Origin of the sequence: Pseudomonas sp. CCI1.1, assembly GCF_034348165.1 — a bacterium.
In the GTDB taxonomy this organism is placed as follows: Bacteria; Pseudomonadota; Gammaproteobacteria; order Pseudomonadales; family Pseudomonadaceae; genus Aquipseudomonas; species Aquipseudomonas paracarnis.
This window is the reverse complement of sequence record NZ_CP133780.1, coordinates 5,602,903-5,620,045: the sequence shown is the minus strand read 5'-3', so window position 1 is coordinate 5,620,045 and position 17,143 is coordinate 5,602,903. Positions and strand designations below refer to the sequence as shown.

16 protein-coding genes and 3 pseudogenes are annotated in these 17,143 nt (G+C 55.4%); 9 read left to right on the top strand and 10 right to left on the bottom strand.

The window, feature by feature from the left end:
* The 4 genes from RHM69_RS25405 to RHM69_RS25390 all read right to left on the bottom strand — a co-directional run bounded on the left by RHM69_RS25405 (position 1) and on the right by RHM69_RS25390 (position 4,251).
* Entirely contained in the window at positions 1-399 is a 399-nt protein-coding gene (locus RHM69_RS25405) for a zf-TFIIB domain-containing protein (RefSeq protein WP_073844972.1), read from the bottom strand.
* Between the two features lie 46 nt (positions 400-445).
* Complete coding sequence (locus RHM69_RS25400; RefSeq protein ID WP_024073364.1) at positions 446-2,905, bottom strand: heavy metal translocating P-type ATPase; 2,460 nt, start codon at positions 2,903-2,905, stop codon at positions 446-448.
* 514 nt (positions 2,906-3,419) lie between these two features.
* A complete protein-coding gene (locus tag RHM69_RS25395; protein WP_024073362.1) occupies positions 3,420-3,551 on the bottom strand; it encodes a hypothetical protein in 132 nt (43 codons plus the stop codon).
* A gap of 265 nt (positions 3,552-3,816) precedes the next feature.
* Positions 3,817-4,251: a MerR family transcriptional regulator gene (locus RHM69_RS25390; RefSeq protein WP_024073361.1), complete on the bottom strand. Its 435-nt coding sequence runs from the start codon at positions 4,249-4,251 to the stop codon at positions 3,817-3,819.
* A 93-nt stretch (positions 4,252-4,344) separates the two neighbouring features.
* On the opposite strand from RHM69_RS25390, the gene RHM69_RS25385 reads away from it, so the two are divergent.
* Entirely contained in the window at positions 4,345-5,307 is a 963-nt protein-coding gene (locus RHM69_RS25385) for an arsenic resistance protein (RefSeq protein WP_024073360.1), read from the top strand.
* A gap of 38 nt (positions 5,308-5,345) precedes the next feature.
* On the opposite strand, the pseudogene RHM69_RS25380 reads toward RHM69_RS25385, so the two are convergent.
* The 5 genes and pseudogenes from RHM69_RS25380 to RHM69_RS25360 form a co-directional block, all read right to left on the bottom strand.
* Positions 5,346-5,567 (bottom strand): annotated as a pseudogene (locus RHM69_RS25380) (transposase domain-containing protein); the annotation flags it as partial.
* Positions 5,568-5,671: 104 nt separating this feature from the next.
* Positions 5,672-7,333: a group II intron reverse transcriptase/maturase gene (gene ltrA / locus RHM69_RS25375; protein WP_024073359.1), complete on the bottom strand. Its 1,662-nt coding sequence runs from the start codon at positions 7,331-7,333 to the stop codon at positions 5,672-5,674.
* Between the two features lie 578 nt (positions 7,334-7,911).
* A pseudogene (tnpC, locus tag RHM69_RS25370) lies at positions 7,912-9,219 on the bottom strand (IS66 family transposase); the annotation flags it as partial.
* A 61-nt stretch (positions 9,220-9,280) separates the two neighbouring features.
* Positions 9,281-9,616 carry an IS66 family insertion sequence element accessory protein TnpB gene (gene tnpB, locus RHM69_RS25365; protein ID WP_024073357.1) on the bottom strand — a complete coding sequence of 112 codons (336 nt, stop codon included), beginning with the start codon at positions 9,614-9,616 and terminating at the stop codon, positions 9,281-9,283.
* Entirely contained in the window at positions 9,613-9,918 is a 306-nt protein-coding gene (locus RHM69_RS25360; RefSeq protein ID WP_093235877.1) for a transposase, read from the bottom strand. Before RHM69_RS25360 ends, tnpB begins: the two co-directional genes overlap by 4 nt.
* A gap of 191 nt (positions 9,919-10,109) precedes the next feature.
* Between RHM69_RS25360 and RHM69_RS25355 the strand changes: the two are divergent.
* Positions 10,110-10,341 (top strand): annotated as a pseudogene (locus RHM69_RS25355) (DEAD/DEAH box helicase); the annotation flags it as partial.
* A gap of 259 nt (positions 10,342-10,600) precedes the next feature.
* On the opposite strand, the gene RHM69_RS25350 reads toward RHM69_RS25355, so the two are convergent.
* Positions 10,601-11,581, bottom strand: coding sequence for an IS5-like element IS1384 family transposase (locus RHM69_RS25350; RefSeq protein ID WP_010466230.1), 981 nt, complete (start codon positions 11,579-11,581; stop codon positions 10,601-10,603).
* Positions 11,582-11,694: 113 nt separating this feature from the next.
* Between RHM69_RS25350 and RHM69_RS25345 the strand changes: the two genes are divergently transcribed.
* The 7 genes from RHM69_RS25345 to traD are packed head-to-tail and all read left to right on the top strand — an operon-like array spanning position 11,695 to position 17,128.
* Positions 11,695-12,411 carry a hypothetical protein gene (locus tag RHM69_RS25345; protein WP_024073356.1) on the top strand — a complete coding sequence of 239 codons (717 nt, stop codon included), beginning with the start codon at positions 11,695-11,697 and terminating at the stop codon, positions 12,409-12,411.
* A 40-nt stretch (positions 12,412-12,451) separates the two neighbouring features.
* Entirely contained in the window at positions 12,452-13,204 is a 753-nt protein-coding gene (locus tag RHM69_RS25340) for a TIGR03759 family integrating conjugative element protein (RefSeq protein WP_024073355.1), read from the top strand.
* Positions 13,189-13,746, top strand: coding sequence for a lytic transglycosylase (locus tag RHM69_RS25335; RefSeq protein ID WP_008437382.1), 558 nt, complete (start codon positions 13,189-13,191; stop codon positions 13,744-13,746). Before RHM69_RS25340 ends, RHM69_RS25335 begins: the two co-directional genes overlap by 16 nt.
* Positions 13,743-14,246 carry an integrating conjugative element protein gene (locus RHM69_RS25330; protein ID WP_008437383.1) on the top strand — a complete coding sequence of 168 codons (504 nt, stop codon included), beginning with the start codon at positions 13,743-13,745 and terminating at the stop codon, positions 14,244-14,246. Before RHM69_RS25335 ends, RHM69_RS25330 begins: the two co-directional genes overlap by 4 nt.
* Positions 14,247-14,253: 7 nt before the next feature.
* A complete protein-coding gene (locus tag RHM69_RS25325) occupies positions 14,254-14,538 on the top strand; it encodes a hypothetical protein (protein ID WP_024073354.1) in 285 nt (94 codons plus the stop codon).
* Positions 14,498-14,908 (top strand): hypothetical protein, encoded by a 411-nt coding sequence (locus RHM69_RS25320; RefSeq protein WP_008437384.1) that lies wholly within the window; start codon positions 14,498-14,500, stop codon positions 14,906-14,908. The genes RHM69_RS25325 and RHM69_RS25320 overlap by 41 nt, the downstream gene beginning before the upstream one ends.
* Before the next feature lie 3 nt (positions 14,909-14,911).
* Positions 14,912-17,128, top strand: a complete 2,217-nt coding sequence (gene traD, locus RHM69_RS25315; protein ID WP_024073353.1) for a type IV conjugative transfer system coupling protein TraD — start codon at positions 14,912-14,914, stop codon at positions 17,126-17,128.
* Positions 17,129-17,143 lie beyond the last annotated feature (15 nt).

Genomic DNA, 17,143 nt, shown 5'->3' with positions numbered 1-17,143 from the left:
TTAGTCGAAAATTTCCCGTAAAAACGATTTCTTATGATAAACCTGCTCTTCCTGATGCCTCGACTGATTCTGATGGCCGTTCTGATATCCGTCCCGCCAACCACCACCGTGACCAGGCTGCGGCGCGGAGTGGCCGTGCTTAGTGCCGCGTTTGTTGTCATGGTGGCCAGAAGACGGCTGGGCATACACAGGTTCAGACGGAGGTGTACCTTGCAGCGACTGAGATACGCTCTGTGGAAGAAAACGAGCTTCTTGTTCTTCCTGCTGGCTACGCTCGATGATCTTGTCGAGTTCTCCCCGGTCAAGCCAAACACCTCGACATTGCGGGCAATAGTCGATTTCAACGTTTTGACGTTCCGACATTACCAACAGTACTTCTTTGCAAACTGGGCAGTGCATGGTTCTCTCCTCCAGCGAATGAGCTATATAAAACGCAGCAGCCATTTCACCGACGCAGCAGCCGCAAGCCATTGAATACGACGAGCAAGCTCGCCCCCATGTCGGCGAAAACGGCCATCCACAATGTCGCGAAACCAGAGAGAGCCAACGCCAAGAAGACAACTTTTATGCCCAGAGCCAAAATGATGTTTTGCTTTAGAACCGAGGCGGATCGGCGACTCAGGCTGATAAAGTACGCGATTTTTCGAGGGTCGTCGTCCATGATCGCAACGTCAGCTGTTTCGAGAGCTGTCGCTGTCCCTGCGGCTCCCATTGCGAAACCTATATCGGATTGCGCTAAGGCGGGGGCGTCATTAACGCCGTCACCAACCATCCCAACGGCGCCATATCTGCGTTTGAGTTCAGCGACTGCAGTCTGCTTGTCCTCTGGCATCAGATTTCCACGGGCATCCTCGATGCCCAATTGCTCAGCGATCGACCTCGCCGTCGCAGGATTATCCCCAGTCAGCATTACTGGAACCACGTTCAAAGCCTTCAAAGCAGCCACAGCTTCAACACTCTCCGGTCGGACTGTGTCTGCGACCGCGAATATCGCGGCGGGGCCGCTATTGCCGCATAGCACGATCACCGTTTTGCCAGTTTCCTCAAGCCGTGAAAGTCTGGCCTCCAGCTCCGAAGAACACACGCCCAACTCCTCAACCAAACGATGGTTGCCTAGATGCCAAAGATGACCGTCGATCGTGCCTTTCACGCCTCGGCCATTTAGCACACTGAAGTCACTGACAGGCAGAGCCACAGCGCCAGGCTGCTGCGATTTCCACCCATTGACCAATGCTTTCGCTACTGGGTGGGTACTTTGCTCATCAAGACTCGCAGCAATCAAAGTTGCCTTCTCGATAGACAAGTCACTGAATATATCTGAGTCAGTCAGAACTGGCTTGCCCTGAGTCAACGTGCCTGTTTTATCCAGAGCAACCACCTTCAGCAGGCGCCCGCTTTCCAGGTAGGCACCACCCTTGATCAAGATTCCATGCCGTGCGGCTGCGGCAAGACCACTCACAACAGTGACAGGCGTTGAGACGACCAAGGCACAAGGACACGCGATGACCAACAACACCAGGGCCTCATACAACCATTCACCCCACGTACCACCAAGCAGCACTGGGCCTAAAACGGCAACAAGAAATGCCACCGCCACTACGGCTGGGGTGTAATACCGTGCGAACTGGTCAACGAACCTCTGCGTCGGCGCCCGCTGAGACTGCGCATCCTGAATCGCGGCAGCAATACGAGCGAGCGTACTTTCGCCAGCGACTGCCGTGACAGTCGCCTCCACGACGCCGTCTGTCACGATACTGCCAGCATATAGCGGATCCCCCTCTGCCTTATCTACTGGCAAGCTTTCACCAGTGATAGGGGCTTGGTCGAGAGCAGCACGACCAGATTCCACCCTCGCATCCAGCGGTACCCGCGACCCTGTGCGAACACGAATACGGCTGCCGAGAACGACATTCTCAACCGGGTGTTCTTTCCAGCCAGCTTCGGTCATGACTTCCGCAGTCTCAGGAGCTAATGCAGTCAGCGATTTAATCGCGTTACGCGCTCGCTCAAGTGAGAGTGCTTCGATGGCTTCGGCAATAGCGAAAAGGAAAACCACCATCGCGGCTTCCGGCCACTTGCCAATCACCATGGCACCCAAGACAGCCAAAGACATCAAGAAGTAGATGTTCAATGTGAAGTTCTTTACAGCGATCCACCCCTTCTTCAGAGTTGGTAGACCAGCAGTAAGAATGGACAGCGCAGCCAAGGACATTACAGGCAAAGAACCCTCCTGTCCGGTCGTCCAAGCGATCACTTCAGCGGCGATGGCAGCTAGACCGCTGACCGCCAGCAGCCCTTTCAAGCGCGTCGTCAGAGCAGGTGAAATGGCATTCGGGGTTGCGCCGGCCTCGATGAGATTGGGCCCCATATCCAGCGCGGTCAAAGCGATGACTATCGCCTTCGGATCATCCAAGCGATGATGCACTGTCAGCTCACGATCCAACAGATTGAAATCAAGTCGTGCGATGCCAGGCATCGGCTCTAAGCGATTACGAATTAGCCGCTCTTCGGTAGGGCAATCCATCTTATCAATGCGATACCGAACCAGGGTCGTGCCTTCTGGCTCAGCCATGGCCGAATGTGAAGTCACCGCCCCTGCGGAATCCACTTTGCTCAAACAGCAATGGTCGGCATCGGAATGGGCTTGAGCTGAAGTGCCATGATCGTGTGCGCTATGGTCTTGATTATGGTCGGTGGACTTGGCTCCACAAGGCTGAGAATCCTTCGAACCGCACGCATGCGATCCCGTTCTGCCCAAGCTCTCGGCGTGATCAGGCCCATGCTCAACATGATGTGCACGAGAATGAACCTGTTTGGCGAAGGTCTCGCGGGGGTCAGCAGAACAGCAATCGTCCGACTTCGGCACGAGGTGCAATTTGGCTTTCGACGGGTTTTCCTGGCTCATGACGCATCTACCAATAAGGATATGGCGTCATTGAACAGCCTGTAGTAGCTACAGTGTCAAGCAATGAGTTTGAAATTTCGACTGGGCCGAGGGCGCCGCTCGAGTCTACGTCCCTCAGTGCGAGCGCCTGATAGCTGCATGCTGCGATGCATCAGCCAGGTTGGTCAGCACCTCAAATGCCCACTCAGCTTTCACCCTGGGAGTCATGCATATCGAGCAAGTCGTCAATCGCGTTGTGAAGCCTACGAGTAAACGTTTGGAGAAATCCGCCATGATGGTTTTCGACGCCATTGGCATGTGTCGGCTGTAGACCTCTCTAAGCGCTCATTACCATCGGTAGCCGACAGGGTTAAGGGTAGAAATATCCAGAAAGCTCCTCGACACAGTCGCACCAGCATGTCCTCCTCAACAACCCTACTACAAGCTTTTCGGCATTAATTAGGAGATGCCCACTGGAAATCCGGTGACACCTGCTAACCGAGAATAAAACCCCGCCATGTCTGGCGGGGTCTCATCAATCACCCTTCTTGTGCTTATGCACGTCCAGGTCGGGATGCTTAGGCTTGTTCTCGGGGGTTACACGGCGACGCTGGTCTGTCTTGCCGGTTGATTCGGCAATTGGCTTGGGCCCAGGTTTGATGGCCATAGAACTTGCTCCTTCAGTTGATAGGTATATGCCCTGGCAAACGTCTGCCGTGTAAGCGTTCGCTCAGTACGGTCACGAGATTGAGGGCCCCAAACACTATAGCTTGATATTTTTATGCCAGCAGTGGCGCACCACTTTAGTAAGCGTCTGCCGAACACATCTTGCACCAGCCCGTTTGGTGTAGACGGACGCTCGAAAGACCCTGTCGAGACTATCGCGCTATTCGGTTTCAATGGCAGCTTGCTCCCCTATGCTCTTGACTCGTCTAGGAGCAGCAACCAGAGCGAGCCCCAGCAGCGGGTTCGAACAGTGACTCAATAATCGTACAGTCTGGAGTGTTCGAGCCTAGGCATCTTGACTCACACGTGCCTGCCATTGAGAGCAGCTCTATCCGGATCTGCAGGAGCTTAGCTACCTTAGATTCCACTTCTGCCAAGTGCTTCTTGACCACCGACAACGCATCAGCACACGGACGATCAGCATCTGCCGCGAGCGCAATGAGTTCGCGGATATCGTCGAGTGGAAAGCCCAGTTCACGATTCTGCCTGATGAAGATGAGTCGTGACCGATGCTTTTCGGTATAGATTCGATGCCGCCCTGTCGACCGTAGGGCCGGAGGGAGAAGGCCTATTTTCTCGTAGTAGCGAATCGTTTCAATGTGGCAACCCGTTGATTTCGACAGCGCTCCGATTCCTGACATCCAAACTCCCCAAGCATTTTCTTGAACCTGTAGTAGCTACAGATATTAACCTGCTCAATCGAAAAATGATTTCACGCGTTTTAAGGGCATTCCGTGGACAGAGAACAGCTAGAGAAGAACCAGATTCCCGTTTACTTCGTCGCGGTCATTGTCGCGGCTATCGGGGGCCTGCTCGCACCTGATGCCTCTCAAGCGTTAGGTGCGTTGGTGACACCAGCCATCGCTGTGCTGATGTACGCCATGTTTCTGCAGATCCCATTCTTGGATCTTCGCAAAGGGCTTGCAAACAAGCGTTTCATGACCGCGCTGCTGACCGCCAATTTCGTCGCCATCCCCCTGTTGGTTTGGGCGTTGACGATGGGCCTAGCCGACCACCCGGCGATTTTGGTGGGCGCACTATTGGTCTTGCTGACGCCTTGTATCGATTATGTTGTTGTGTTTACCCATATCGGTAAGGGCGACTCCAAACTGACTCTGGCGGCAACACCATTACTACTCGTGCTTCAGCTTGTGCTACTACCCCTCTATCTAGCCTTCATGGTGAGTGATGACTCGGCGGTGGTTATATCGGTCGGCCCATTTGTTGAGGCCTTCGTAGTGCTGATCGCTTTACCCTTGGTCTTGGCAGTAGCAACAGCTGCCGGGGCAAAGGGGTCACGCATCGTTGAGGGCTGGAACAATGTATGGGCTTGGATGCCTGTGCCAGCTATGGCGGCTGTATTGGTCGTAGTGATCGGCTCTCAGATTTCAACGGTGGTCAGAGACATGGACAAGCTGCTGCCTGTTATTCCCGTCTACATTGGTTTCATGCTCTTGGCACCCGTGGTGGGTGCGCTGGTGGCTCGGGCGTTTAAGTTACCGGCTAGCACGGCAAGATCTGTCGCTTTCAGCAGTTCGACACGAAACTCATTGGTAGTTCTACCATTGGCATTGGCCTTGCCCGAGGAAATCAGAGGGCTCGCTGCGGCAGCAGTGATTACTCAAACGCTGATTGAGTTGGTCAGCGAACTAATTTACATCCGAGCAATTCCTGCTTTGGTGTGGCGCAAAATGTAGATGCCAGGGAAGACATAAGCACAAAACACCCTGCGCGATTAAACAGGTGCCCACCTGTGCGGCAGCAGCTTGTTAATCTCACTCGCGCGCCGCGTCGGCAGGCGCGTGAGAACATCCTTTAGATAGGCGTACGGATCATGGCCATTCAGCCGCGCTGACTGGATCAAGCTCATGATCGCCGCAGCCCGTTTTCCGCTGCGTAGCGACCCGGCGAAGAGCCAGTTCTTGCGCCCAAGAGCCCATGGCCGGATCTGGTTGTCGGGTAGTCAGACGCGGTTGCCCGCGTCCAACCCCCTAAGAACCGTGCATGCGAGTTTCCCAGCACACGGCTCAAGCCTCTGCTAAGGCGCCATTGGGCACCCGGTTATACATCGTCGACATTGGCAAATTGCACATCTCGTGGGCAACGCAGGTGGTAAATCTCAAGATTAGCCGCAGCGTCCGTCCCGCCATGACCTAGCTTCACAATATGGCGACTGTGCCACGGTGTGTCTTTGGTCACCGGCTTGAAGCAGGCGCAGCACCTGCCGCCCTGTTGCACCCATACCCGATACAGCTTGGCTCGACCTTTAACGGAAGTGAGCATCTTCTTGCCCCAGCGGGACTCGAAGTACTCATCCCATGCAGGGTCGTGAGGGTTGGCAGCAGCCTTAATCTTGATATGTCGCACAATCGGTGTGTCTGAGGCGTCTACTAGCGTGTACTGACGCTTCCGACCATCGGCGGATTTTTCAGTACACGAGAACACCCAACGGCGCGCCCCTTGTACTTTGAAATACCGATCCTTCACCCATCGGCGTGTCTTGCGAGGGTGGCGACGTACCGCCCATCGCCAGAGCATTTCCCACACTGCGCTGTCCACCTGGTTGAAGACCTTCTTGGCGACGACATGACTGTGATAGTTCGCCCAGCCCCGTAGAACCGGGTTGAGCAAACCTATCAAGTTAGCCTGTCGTATCGTTTTGTTGGTCTTGATCAACTCTCGCAGCTTGGCAAGTAGAGCCCCGATGTTCGCCTTGGACGGCTTGATCAGGAGCTTGCCGTTGTACTTGCGCAGGTTCCATCCGAGGAAGTCGAACCCGTCCCCTATGTGCGTTATCTTGGTTTTTTCCGGAGAGAGGACAAGTCCACGCTCTGCCAGAAATTCAACCACGGCGGGCCTGACTTCATTCTCCAGCCATTCTTTCGAACAACCAGTGATGATGAAATCATCTGCATAACGCACCACGCGCATTTTTCGGGCTGTCCACTTCGCGTTGGGAAATCTCTTCGCCAGCATCGCTTCCAACCCATCCAGCGTCATGTTCGCCAACCCCGGGGATATGATGCCTCCCTGCGGGGTTCCGGCGTGGCTGGGGAATAGCTGCTTTTGGTAGACATAACCAGCCCGGAGCCATTTCTGCAAAATCGCCTTGTCCATGGGAATGTTGGCGATCAACCAGTCATGGCTGATATTGTCGAAACAGCCTTGAATGTCGCCCTCTAACACCCATTCCGCGTTTGCTTTTCGTGACAGCACACCAAAGCACTGTGCGACGGCATCCGCAGTTGAGCGTTCCGGCCTGAACCCATAAGAGTTCGGGTCGCCGGTAGTTTCCGCTATCGGTTCCAGAGCCAGCAGATGAAGCGCCTGCATGGCCCGGCATTTCATCGCGGGAATTCCAAGAGGTCTCGTTTTGCCGTTTTTCTTCGGAATAAGCACTCTCCGAAGCGGGAGCGGCGAGTAACCTCGCCGCGTCAACGACTCTATCGCGCCGAGCTTGGCCCTAGGCGTATTCCAAGTAACCTTGTCCACGCCGGGGGTATTTTTGCCTTTGTTTTCAGACACCCGTTTCACAGCAAATGCCTTGCCACTGAACGAGTGAGTCAGCAGCCATTGCAGGGCTTTCACCTTGTTATGTCTGCCATCTTGTACAGCCTTCACAATACGCGCTTGCAGCCCTCTGACACGACGTTGTACGGCGATCCAATCGATGCTGTCCCACGACGTGCCGGAAGGTGCACACGCCAATGCTGCTGCGTTCATTTGCTCTCCTTCCGTTGAAAGGGTTCTACCTACTCTCGTGTGAAGAGAGACCATGAGGACGTCTGCCCGCTTTCGCGTGAAGTGATGTTTCAACCTCTATCCAACCCATTACAGGACGGCGTTCGCTTTTTCCTCGTTCCTTCGCCCGCACCGCCATGGGCAATTTTTACAAACGGCTTTCCCTGACGGGAGCGATACGGGATTTCCACGTTCCGCTTACTGAAGTGCGTCGGGTTAGGTGCCTGCTATCGACCGGGAGGCATGTGGGTCACGAATGCGTAGTAGAAAGACGCAGTTCCCACCTCCATTACCATTTTGGTTCGAGCGTGTAAGCCATTTCCGCTCGCTTAATTTAACGATCGTTGCGCAGATTCACGTGTGTTCACCATACCAACTATCTAGCACTTGTCCGGCCATGGCTGCCAGAAGGGTACGCCTCTCACGATTGGTACCCCGCACCTTGCGGCGCCTCGTAACATTGTCGAAGGCGCTCTTGATTCAGCCTTCTAGATTCACCCGGTGACACGGGTGGTTCCCACCAAGGGGGAACAACTTCATTAAGCGACTTCGTGTCGCACCTCCGCCCAATTATTATCAATGGGAACCGCCCCGTCATCGAGGTAGCGCGACAGCGCTGCCCAGCGTTTAAGGCTGTAATCGAGCGCTCTGCTGATGGCCGAACCTTCGGGCACAAGATCACGCTGCGCGTTCATCCAGGCATGCAGCCTATCCTTCACCGGTACGGCTTTTTCTTGCCGTATTCGGCGCCGTAAATCCGGCTCCAGGTCTCTGACTTCTCTTTCGATTTCGTACAACAACTGGATATAGCGCAGGGCTTGCTCGGCGAGCGTGCTTTTATTCGTAGCGTGCAGTTCAAAGAACTTGCGCCGTGCATGGGCCATGCAGCCGATCTCGGTCACGCCGAGTTCAAAGCTGGCCTTGTAGCCGCCAAAATCGTCGCAGACCAACTTGCCATTCCAGTCCTGAAGGAAGTCGCGAGCATGCTCTCCGGCGCGACTGGGGCTGAAGTCATAAACCACCGCTGCCACATCCGAGAACTGGCTGGTAGCGTAGGACCACACATAGGAGCGGTGGGTTTTCTTTGTTCCCGGCATGAGCATCTGCACCGGTGTTTCATCTGCGTGGATGATTTGTTGCCCAAGCACTACTTCGCGCAGCGCATCGACCAGCGGCTGCAACTGAACTCCGGTCACGCCAACCCATTGAGCCAAGGTTGAACGTGGAATCGCCAAGCCCGCTCGACCTAAGATCGATTCCTGACGGTAAAGCGGCAGATGGTCAGCAAACTTGGCGATCATGACGTGTGCGAGCAGGCCCGAAGTCGGGATGCCCTTATCAATGACCTGCGGCGGAACCGGTGCCTGGATCAGCGTTTCGCAGTTATCGCAGACCCACTTGCCACGGACATGGCGTTCGACGGTGAACACGCCGGGCGTGTAGTCCAGCTTCTCGCTAACGTCCTCACCGATGCGCTTCAGGGCGCAGCCGCATGGGCGGTGAGTGTTGTCCGGTTCGTGATGGATCAACGTTCGCGGAAATTCTGCCGGCAATGCCGTGCGCTTGGGCCTTAGCTTTTCCTCGGTCGCCTCTGGTGCTATTTGCAACGCCTGAAGCTCGGCCTCAATCGCCGCGATATCAGTATCGATCAGGTCATCTAGCAGGCTGGCCTGTTCAGGATTCATCTGCTCGCTGCGCTTGGCAAACTTCAAACGCTTGAGCTGGGCGATCTCGTGGGTCTGTTTCTCAATGACTGTTTGATCACGGTTGATTTTCTTGCCCATAGTGTCGACTTGCGAGAGCAACTGCGCTGCGAGGACGCGCAGTTGATTGGGAGACAGTTGGTCGAGATTGGGCGAAGAAGTCATACGCCGGACTTTGCCAGAGCGGGCGTTTCGCGACGATAGACCGATAGGCTAATGGCTGCCGTTAAAGCAGTGTGATCGAGCCTCCAGAACCTGCGCGTTGCCATGGCAGCCCCAGCAACAACGTTTGAAGTTGCTCGGCATCCAGTTCCATCTCAGGACCATGGCGGATGCCAGGCCAGTGGAACTTGCCTTGGTTTAACCGGCGCGCCGCCAGCCATATTCCGAAGCCGTCATGCACCAGCACTTTCATGCGATTGGCGCGGCGGTTGGCGAACAGATAAGCGCAGTGCGGCTGCGCCGCACCGAACACCGCGATCACCTTGGCTAGCGCCGTTTCGGTGCCTGCGCGCATGGCCATCGGTTCGGTGGCGAGCCAGATGGAGTCGATGTGAATCATCGCAGAATATCTCGAAGAAAAGTCGCGCAGGCGGCAGCACTTTCAGTGGGCCAGTCCACTTTGATGATGGCGCGCGGGTGCTGTATTTCAACGCAGATATTCGATGATGCTGGATGGGAGTTCGCCCCCGCAGGTGGGTGTGCCGGAATTTTCTGCGTTTGCAGCCGAATCCATTTGTGGACGAGGTTTGCGTTGAGGCTATGGCCGAGCGCGACGCTGGCAATCGAAGCGCCTGGTTGGGCGCACTCTTGAATGATCTGGGCTTTGAAGGATTTGGAATAGGAACGGCGTGTTGGCTGCATGAAATACCCGCTTGAAAGGCTAGAATTGGTGTCCACTTAATTTAAATGCACACCATGTCTTCGCTTTGCAGAGCTGGGTAGATGACCTGGCCGGACGGTTACCCACTTTATTCTGACTCCGCAGATCATTATCACGGGTTTTTAAGACTTTACTCCGCGCAGTGGGGCTACGGTATATGGCTTTACCCAACACCTTGCAACAGGCATTTCGACGGTGATGGCGGATTGGGCAAAAGCAGCCAGTGAGGGTGTTTTTTTGGCTATGCCGGCAGCTCTCAGATTACTTGCCTGCAGTTGATGGCCAAGAAAATCGCCGTGATTCAAAGCACGTCGGGAGATGTGCCAGATTCTGGTCTCGACTCGCTGAACCAAGATGGTGATTCAGTTGAAATGACACTTGCAAGGCAGCTCATTGCTTCATAGTTTGACGGCCACCTTCGGGTGGCCATTTTTTTATAACGATCCCAATTTACCAGCGGCCAACTCGACACTTCAAAAACCATGCGTCCTGGAAAACCTATTTCCTGATGCACCTAAGGATGGTCTGAAGTAGCCATGTATTTCCCCGGCATACCACCTAGCGCAACTTTTAAACTCGCCAAATGATCAAAAAACAATCAATTCGACGAGTATTTCTTACGTTTTCGCCACCCGGACCCCACTCCGGTGGCCATTTCCCGCATTACAGGCGCACCTCTCCTGCATTCGTCAGTAAATGTCGGCGCGCCATCCACAGGTTCGACAGAGCGAACAGTGTCACCAGTTGCGCCGTGTTTTTGGCCAAGCCGCGAAAGCGCACCTTGGTGTAACCGAACTGGCGCTTGATTACCCGGAACGGATGCTCGACCTTGGCGCGCACCTGAGCCTTGGCCTTTTCAATCTTGCGCTTGGCTTTGTACAGCACGCTGCGCTTATCGAGTTTTTTGTAGGTGCTGCGGCGTGCCGCCACCTGCCAGATAACTTCACGTCCTTCATGCTCGGGCCGCTTTTCGACACCGGTGTAGCCTGCATCGGCGCAGACCACGTTTTCGTCGCCATGCAGCAATTTGTCCACCTGGGTGACATCCGCCACATTGGCCGCCGTGCCCACTACGCTGTGCACCAGACCCGATTCGTCATCGGCGCCGATGTGGGCCTTCATGCCAAAATAATACTGGTTTCCCTTCTTGGTCTGGTGCATTTCCGGGTCGCGCTTGCCGTCCTTGTTCTTGGTCGAACTGGGCGCATTGATCAGCGTTGCATCGACGATGGTGCCCTGGCGCAGCGACAGGCCGCGGTCGCCCAGATAGCCATTGATGACAGCGAGGATGCCGGCCGCCAGCTCGTGTTTCTCCAGCAAGCGGCGGAAGTTGAGAATGGTGGTTTCGTCGGGGATGCGCTCCAGGTTCAGCCCGGCAAACTGGCGCAGGATCGTGGTTTCGTACAGCGCTTCCTCCATCGCTGGATCGCTGTAGCCGAACCAGTTCTGCAGCAGATGCACACGCAGCATCGCCATCAACGGGTAGGCCGGACGGCCACCTTCACCTTTCGGATAATGTGGCTCGATCAAAGCAATCAAGCCCTTCCACGGCACCACCCGATCCATCTCGATCAGGAACAACTCCTTGCGGGTTTGCTTGCGCTTGCCAGCGTACTCGGCGTCGGCGAAGGTCATCTGCTTCATCGGGAAACTCGGTGGGTGGGGTCGCGGTATTTTGCCAAATCAGAAAGTCTTTTTCAGAGTTTCCCTAAGAGACTGGTTTGAGAGGGTGTATTCGCTTTTGCGCGAGGACGCCCATGAACCTACCACGCCCTACTCGAACCACAGCGATACTCAGTCTGTGCCTTGCATTATTGGCAGGCATTCTGTGTTATGAGCATCATCAACTCTCCCAACTCCGCACCAGCTTGGCTGCGACTGCAGACAAAGAGTCGCTCGATGCGTTGTTGACGCGGCTTGGCAAAGTCGATGAGCGACTGGGCACGGTAGCCGGCAACCACCTGGTGACCAACGAGGACTTCCGAGCCGGGCAGCAGGCTTTATCGAATCGAATTGATGCCGCACAAGCGTATGCAAAGCAAGCGACGGAGTCAGCGCAAGAAATCTCTCAAAATGCTGCGTCTGCTGGTGAATTGCTAGTCCTCAAAGCCAGCGTCGAAACACTCGATAGCCGTCTTCAAGAACTCAGTCAGTCACGCATCAAACAAACCACTGCTGTGCCCCTCAAGCCCAAGCCTAAGCCCGTTGCCCGCCAACCAAAGCGGCCAAAACCGCCCGCTACCGCCACTGTCACACCGCAAACACCCCCTTTTACCGTTGTCGGTATCGAGTATCGCGGCGGTGAACGCTTTTTGTCCGTAGCACCGCCTGGCAGCACGCAGTTGAATCAAATTTACCTTATCCGACCTGGTGACGCTGTGGCGGGCACCGCCTGGCGACTCAACGCGCTGGACGGAAGATCCGCACGCTTTGACGTGGCCGGAACACCTCAAACCGTAACCGTCGCGCAATAGGACCTCCTTTATGCACTCCCCTACCACTTCCTCGAAAACAATGAAGCCCAGGAACATTTTGGGTTTCATTGCAGGCTTGGCCACCTTCGCGTTTGCATACGGCTGTCATGCGGCTTCGGGGCAATCAACGTCGATCTCGAACACTCAGAACAGTGAAGTTCACAACTCTTCTCAAGGAGCAAGTCAGACAGAACTCGCCCGCGAGTGGGGATTGACCCCCCAAGAATGGTCCCGTTTTCAAACTGTGATGGAGGGTCCTCGCGGAATCTATTCGCCAGGCCTGGATCCTCTGACAGCACTTGGCATCGAAGCGAAGTCGGAGGAGGAGCGGCGACGCTATGCAGAGCTGCAGGTGCGAGCCGAGCGACAGCGTATCGATAAGGAACTGGCGTACCAAAGGGCCTATGACCAAGCCTTCGCACGTCTTTACCCCAATGAAAAAGTCATCCAACTATCGTCCAACCCTGCATCTGCTCCTGGCTCGGGAGCGTTAACTGCTGTGAAAGGCACTGGACGACTAGCCGTTTTTGTTCAAGACAGTTGCAACGCATGTATTGACCGCGTCAAAGACTTACAAAACCAGAAACAGTCCTTTGATCTGTACTTCGTTGGTAGTCAAGGTGATGACGAAATAATTCGCCGCTGGGCCATCTTGGCTGGAGTCGAACCGGCCAGCGTGAGAAGCCGACAGATCACATTGAATCACGATGCCGGTCGATGGCTTGGCCTTGGACTCGGCGGTGAGCTGCCGGCCGTGGTACGCGAGGTGAATGGACAATGGCAGCGTCTGTAATTCGCGCGGCTTTAACGGGGGGGCTACTGCTCACCGCGGCATTTGCTAACGGTGCCGAGGTTCCGCCACCGGCCTATCAGTTGATTGCCCTGCCTGCCGGCGTTCCGTCCGAGGTGCTGTACTCCGTTGCACTGCAAGAGAGTGGCACCCGACTTCGCGGCCAGATCGTCCCCTGGCCCTGGACGTTGAATGTCGCCGGCGCCGGATATCGCTTTGCGACACGCAGCGATGCTTGCAGAGCGTTGATGATCGCCCTTCAGACCGCAGGCCCAAATAGAGTCGACGTCGGGCTTGGACAAACCAACATCGGTGCCAACGGCCACCGTTATAGCTATCCCTGCGAAGGGCTGGATCCGTACAAAAACCTCTCGGTTACGGCCCAGATCCTGGCTGAGCAAAAAGCCAAAGGAGGCGACTGGATCACCGCTGCTGGTCGGTACCACCGCCCTGCCGGAGGCGAACCCGCTGCCCGATACCGACGAGCTTTTGCCAAACACCTCAGCCGGGTCACCGGTATCAACCTGATGGCGAATAATCCATGAATAGATTGCTGCATCTGCCTGTTTTGCTGTCTTTGGCCTCCCCCATGGCAGTGCATGCCACCTCGCTGATTGTTGTTGAAGACCGAGGGGGTGTTTCCGCTCTGCCCTACTACCAGTACTTGGCTCCAGAACCTACTGAGCAGTCAGCACAGTCAGAGAATATTGGTGTGCGTGGGCAAGGCTCGTTTCCAGTGCGCTCTGACCAACTGACACCCGGGCAGGTACAGGGCCGGGTAATCAATGCACCTGGCCTGCAACCATTGTTTCTTGTAGGCGACGATGAAAGCTCCAGAAAGTGGTTATCACAGCGCCGCGATCAGTTACAGCAACTGCAGGCAGTGGGCCTTGTGGTTAACGTGGCCAGCGCCGAGCGGTTTGCCGAAATCCAACGATGGGCAGGAAATCTACAGTTGGTCCCGGCTCCATCAAATGATCTGGCACAGCGCTTGGGAGTCCAGCATTACCCGCTGTTGATCACTGCCACAACGATCCAGCAGTAACCAGGGTATGGCCTCTCTTACGCACATCACCTTGGTCATCAAGCAACCAGATGACCCACGAGCAGGCCAACTGCTTTTTGAACAGGTCACCTATGTCGCCAAGCTCTATGGCGGCACCGTCATCGCCCGCGTACCTGGTGACGAGGTGGAGCTATGTCAGCGGCTAAAAGAACGACTGCCCGAGGCAGTTGAGCAAGCGAGGCAAGAGTTGGCCAATTCATCATCACGCATGAAAGGAGGATCCCGGCCCCATGAAGCTGACCAAGAAGCAACGCTGCGAGCTTCACGCTAAATTCGCGGGCCATTGCGCATACTGCGGTGTGCTGTTGGGTGACCGGTGGCATGCGGACCACATGGAAGCAGTATGGCGAGAACCAGAGAGGGTGGACGGCAAGTACTCCGGTGCCATCATTTTGGGGCGGCCAGAGAACCACGCCATCAGCAACATGATGCCCGCGTGCGTGCCGTGTAATTTGAGCAAGGCAGCGATGCCACTAGAAGTCTGGCGAGAGCGCATTGCTGGACACGTCAACTCCCTTAACAGCTACCACCCCATATACCGCCTGGCCAAGTCCTATGGGCTGATCGCTGAGACAGGCAAGCCAGTCGTTTTCCATTTCGAAACAGTGGGGCCATTGTCCCCTTTCACTCATAGGAAGTGATCCATGACCACCTCCTACACCATTGAGTCGTTACTACGCCCTGCTGTTGAGCTGTACACAGTTTGCGTATGTGCCGCTGCGGCGTTGCTCTGTATTTTCGCGCCCTGGGCGGTTGCTCTGACGCCTTTATTCGGCATGGTTGCCGGTACAGGCTTTCTGGGTCTAGGGTTCGTCCGCCTCAAACAAGCGTTGGTAGTGCTGCGTTACCGGCGCAATATTCGGCGCCTACCCCACTACACCATGACCAGCAAAGACATGCCGGTCAGCAATGAGCGGCTATTCATCGGTAAAGGCTTTCGCTGGACCCAAAAACATACTCAGCGGTTGATGGAGACTTACCTCCCAAAGTACGCCGAGTATGTCGAGCCCACGTCTATCTATACCTTTGCTCGCAGAATTGAGGAGCGTCTGGAGTTCGCACCCTTTCCACTCAAATTGCTGTCAAAGGCTACCTCGTGGGATGTGCCATTTAACCCGGCGCGTCCACTTCCTCCAGTCGGGGGGCTACCGCGCTTACACGGTATAGAGCCGAACGAAGCGGATGTCAGCCTGCCACTGGGTGAGCGGGTTGGACACTCCCTTGTATTGGGGACTACTCGTGTTGGAAAAACCCGCTTGGCAGAGTTGTTTATCACCCAAGACATCAGGCGTACCCGCCGTAGCCCCCGGCGCCGCGTTCATATGGGGCGCCGCGTGCAACCCGTTCATCGAAGCCAGCGCAATGTAGAAATGGACCTGGACCGCGAAGTGGTGATTGTCTTCGATCCTAAAGGCGACGCAGACCTCCTGAAGCGCATGTACATCGAATGCAAGCGCGCAAACCGACTGGAGGAATTCTACGTGTTCCACCTAGGCTGGCCCGATCACTCCGCTCGCTACAACGCCGTCGGCCGGTTTGGTCGGATCTCGGAGGTTGCCACCCGCATTGCCGGCCAACTTTCGGGGGAAGGCAATTCCGCGGCATTCCGGGAATTCGCCTGGCGTTTCGTCAACATCATCGCGCGCGCCCTCGTGGCACTGGGACGTCGGCCGGACTATGAACAGATCCTCAAGCATGTGACAAACATTGACGCGCTGTTTATTGAGTATGCGCAGAAGCACTTTGCTGAAAATGATCCCAAAGCCTGGCAAACCATCGTTGAGCTGGAAGGAAAGATCGATCGTAAGAACCTCAGTTTCGCCATGAAGGATCGACCGCTACGCGTGGTGGCCCTGGACATGTACCTCACTCAGCAACGCATCTCCGACCCAGTGATGGAGGGTCTGCGATCAGCCGTACGCTATGACAAAACCTATTTCGACAAGATCGTGGCCAGCCTTCTGCCATTGCTGGAAAAACTGACCACAGGCCGGATTGCAGAGCTGCTATCTCCCGACTACATGGATCTTGAGGACCCACGACCAATCTTTGACTGGATGCAGATCATCCGCAAACGGGCAGTGGTCTATGTCGGCCTGGACGCTTTATCTGATACAGAGGTAGCTGCAGCGGTGGGCAACTCGATGTTCAGCGACCTGGTGTCAGTTGCGGGTCACATCTATAAGTTTGGCATCGATGATGGCTTGCCCGGGGCCACCGGCGGCAAGGTAGCAATTAACGTACATGCGGACGAATTCAACGAACTGATGGGCGATGAATTCATACCGATGATCAACAAAGGCGGTGGTGCCGGCATGCAGGTCACGGCCTATACCCAAACCATGAGCGATATTGAGGCAAAAATCGGTAACCGGGCTAAAGCTGGCCAAGTCATCGGTAACTTCAACAACCTGTTCATGTTACGTGTACGTGAGACTGCAACCGCCGAGCTGCTGACCAACCAGTTGCCAAAGGTCCAGGTGTTTACCAGTACACCAGCAAGCAGTGCAAACGACGCTATTAACGGCAACACCGCTTTCACCTCTAACACTCACGATCAGATCCAAAGTGTCAGCGTACCGATGATCGAACCGGCGCATGTGGTTGCCCTACCCAAGGGGCAATGCTTTGCCCTGATAGAGGGCGGGAATTTGTGGAAGATTCGTATGCCGTTGCCGGCAAGCGATCCCGATGAAGTGATGCCCAAGGATCTTCAGGCCTTGGTTGAGGGCATGCGTAAAGGATCCGGAACCAGCAGCGACTGGTGGCAAGCACCGGGATATGACGCACTAAGTGAGTCGCTTCCTGATGACTTGGTAGACGACTTCCGCCAGATGGCCAATAACGGAAAAGCCGCATAGGCTTGAAGGAACAGA

What these genes read in the sequence shown, in the direction of transcription:
- RHM69_RS25405 (WP_073844972.1), bottom strand. Translation starts at nt 399, where the DNA reads ATGCACTGCCCAGTTTGCAAAGAAGTACTGTTGGTAATGTCGGAACGT.
- RHM69_RS25400 (WP_024073364.1), bottom strand. Translation starts at nt 2,905, where the DNA reads ATGAGCCAGGAAAACCCGTCGAAAGCCAAATTGCACCTCGTGCCGAAG.
- RHM69_RS25395 (WP_024073362.1), bottom strand. Translation starts at nt 3,551, where the DNA reads ATGGCCATCAAACCTGGGCCCAAGCCAATTGCCGAATCAACCGGCAAG.
- RHM69_RS25390 (WP_024073361.1), bottom strand. Translation starts at nt 4,251, where the DNA reads ATGTCAGGAATCGGAGCGCTGTCGAAATCAACGGGTTGCCACATTGAA.
- ltrA (WP_024073359.1), bottom strand. Translation starts at nt 7,333, where the DNA reads ATGAACGCAGCAGCATTGGCGTGTGCACCTTCCGGCACGTCGTGGGAC.
- tnpB (WP_024073357.1), bottom strand. Translation starts at nt 9,616, where the DNA reads ATGATTCACATCGACTCCATCTGGCTCGCCACCGAACCGATGGCCATG.
- RHM69_RS25360 (WP_093235877.1), bottom strand. Translation starts at nt 9,918, where the DNA reads ATGCAGCCAACACGCCGTTCCTATTCCAAATCCTTCAAAGCCCAGATC.
- RHM69_RS25350 (WP_010466230.1), bottom strand. Translation starts at nt 11,581, where the DNA reads ATGAAGCAGATGACCTTCGCCGACGCCGAGTACGCTGGCAAGCGCAAG.
- RHM69_RS25345 (WP_024073356.1), top strand. Translation starts at nt 11,695, where the DNA reads ATGAACCTACCACGCCCTACTCGAACCACAGCGATACTCAGTCTGTGC.
- RHM69_RS25340 (WP_024073355.1), top strand. Translation starts at nt 12,452, where the DNA reads ATGAAGCCCAGGAACATTTTGGGTTTCATTGCAGGCTTGGCCACCTTC.
- RHM69_RS25335 (WP_008437382.1), top strand. Translation starts at nt 13,189, where the DNA reads ATGGCAGCGTCTGTAATTCGCGCGGCTTTAACGGGGGGGCTACTGCTC.
- RHM69_RS25330 (WP_008437383.1), top strand. Translation starts at nt 13,743, where the DNA reads ATGAATAGATTGCTGCATCTGCCTGTTTTGCTGTCTTTGGCCTCCCCC.
- RHM69_RS25325 (WP_024073354.1), top strand. Translation starts at nt 14,254, where the DNA reads ATGGCCTCTCTTACGCACATCACCTTGGTCATCAAGCAACCAGATGAC.
- RHM69_RS25320 (WP_008437384.1), top strand. Translation starts at nt 14,498, where the DNA reads ATGAAGCTGACCAAGAAGCAACGCTGCGAGCTTCACGCTAAATTCGCG.
- traD (WP_024073353.1), top strand. Translation starts at nt 14,912, where the DNA reads ATGACCACCTCCTACACCATTGAGTCGTTACTACGCCCTGCTGTTGAG.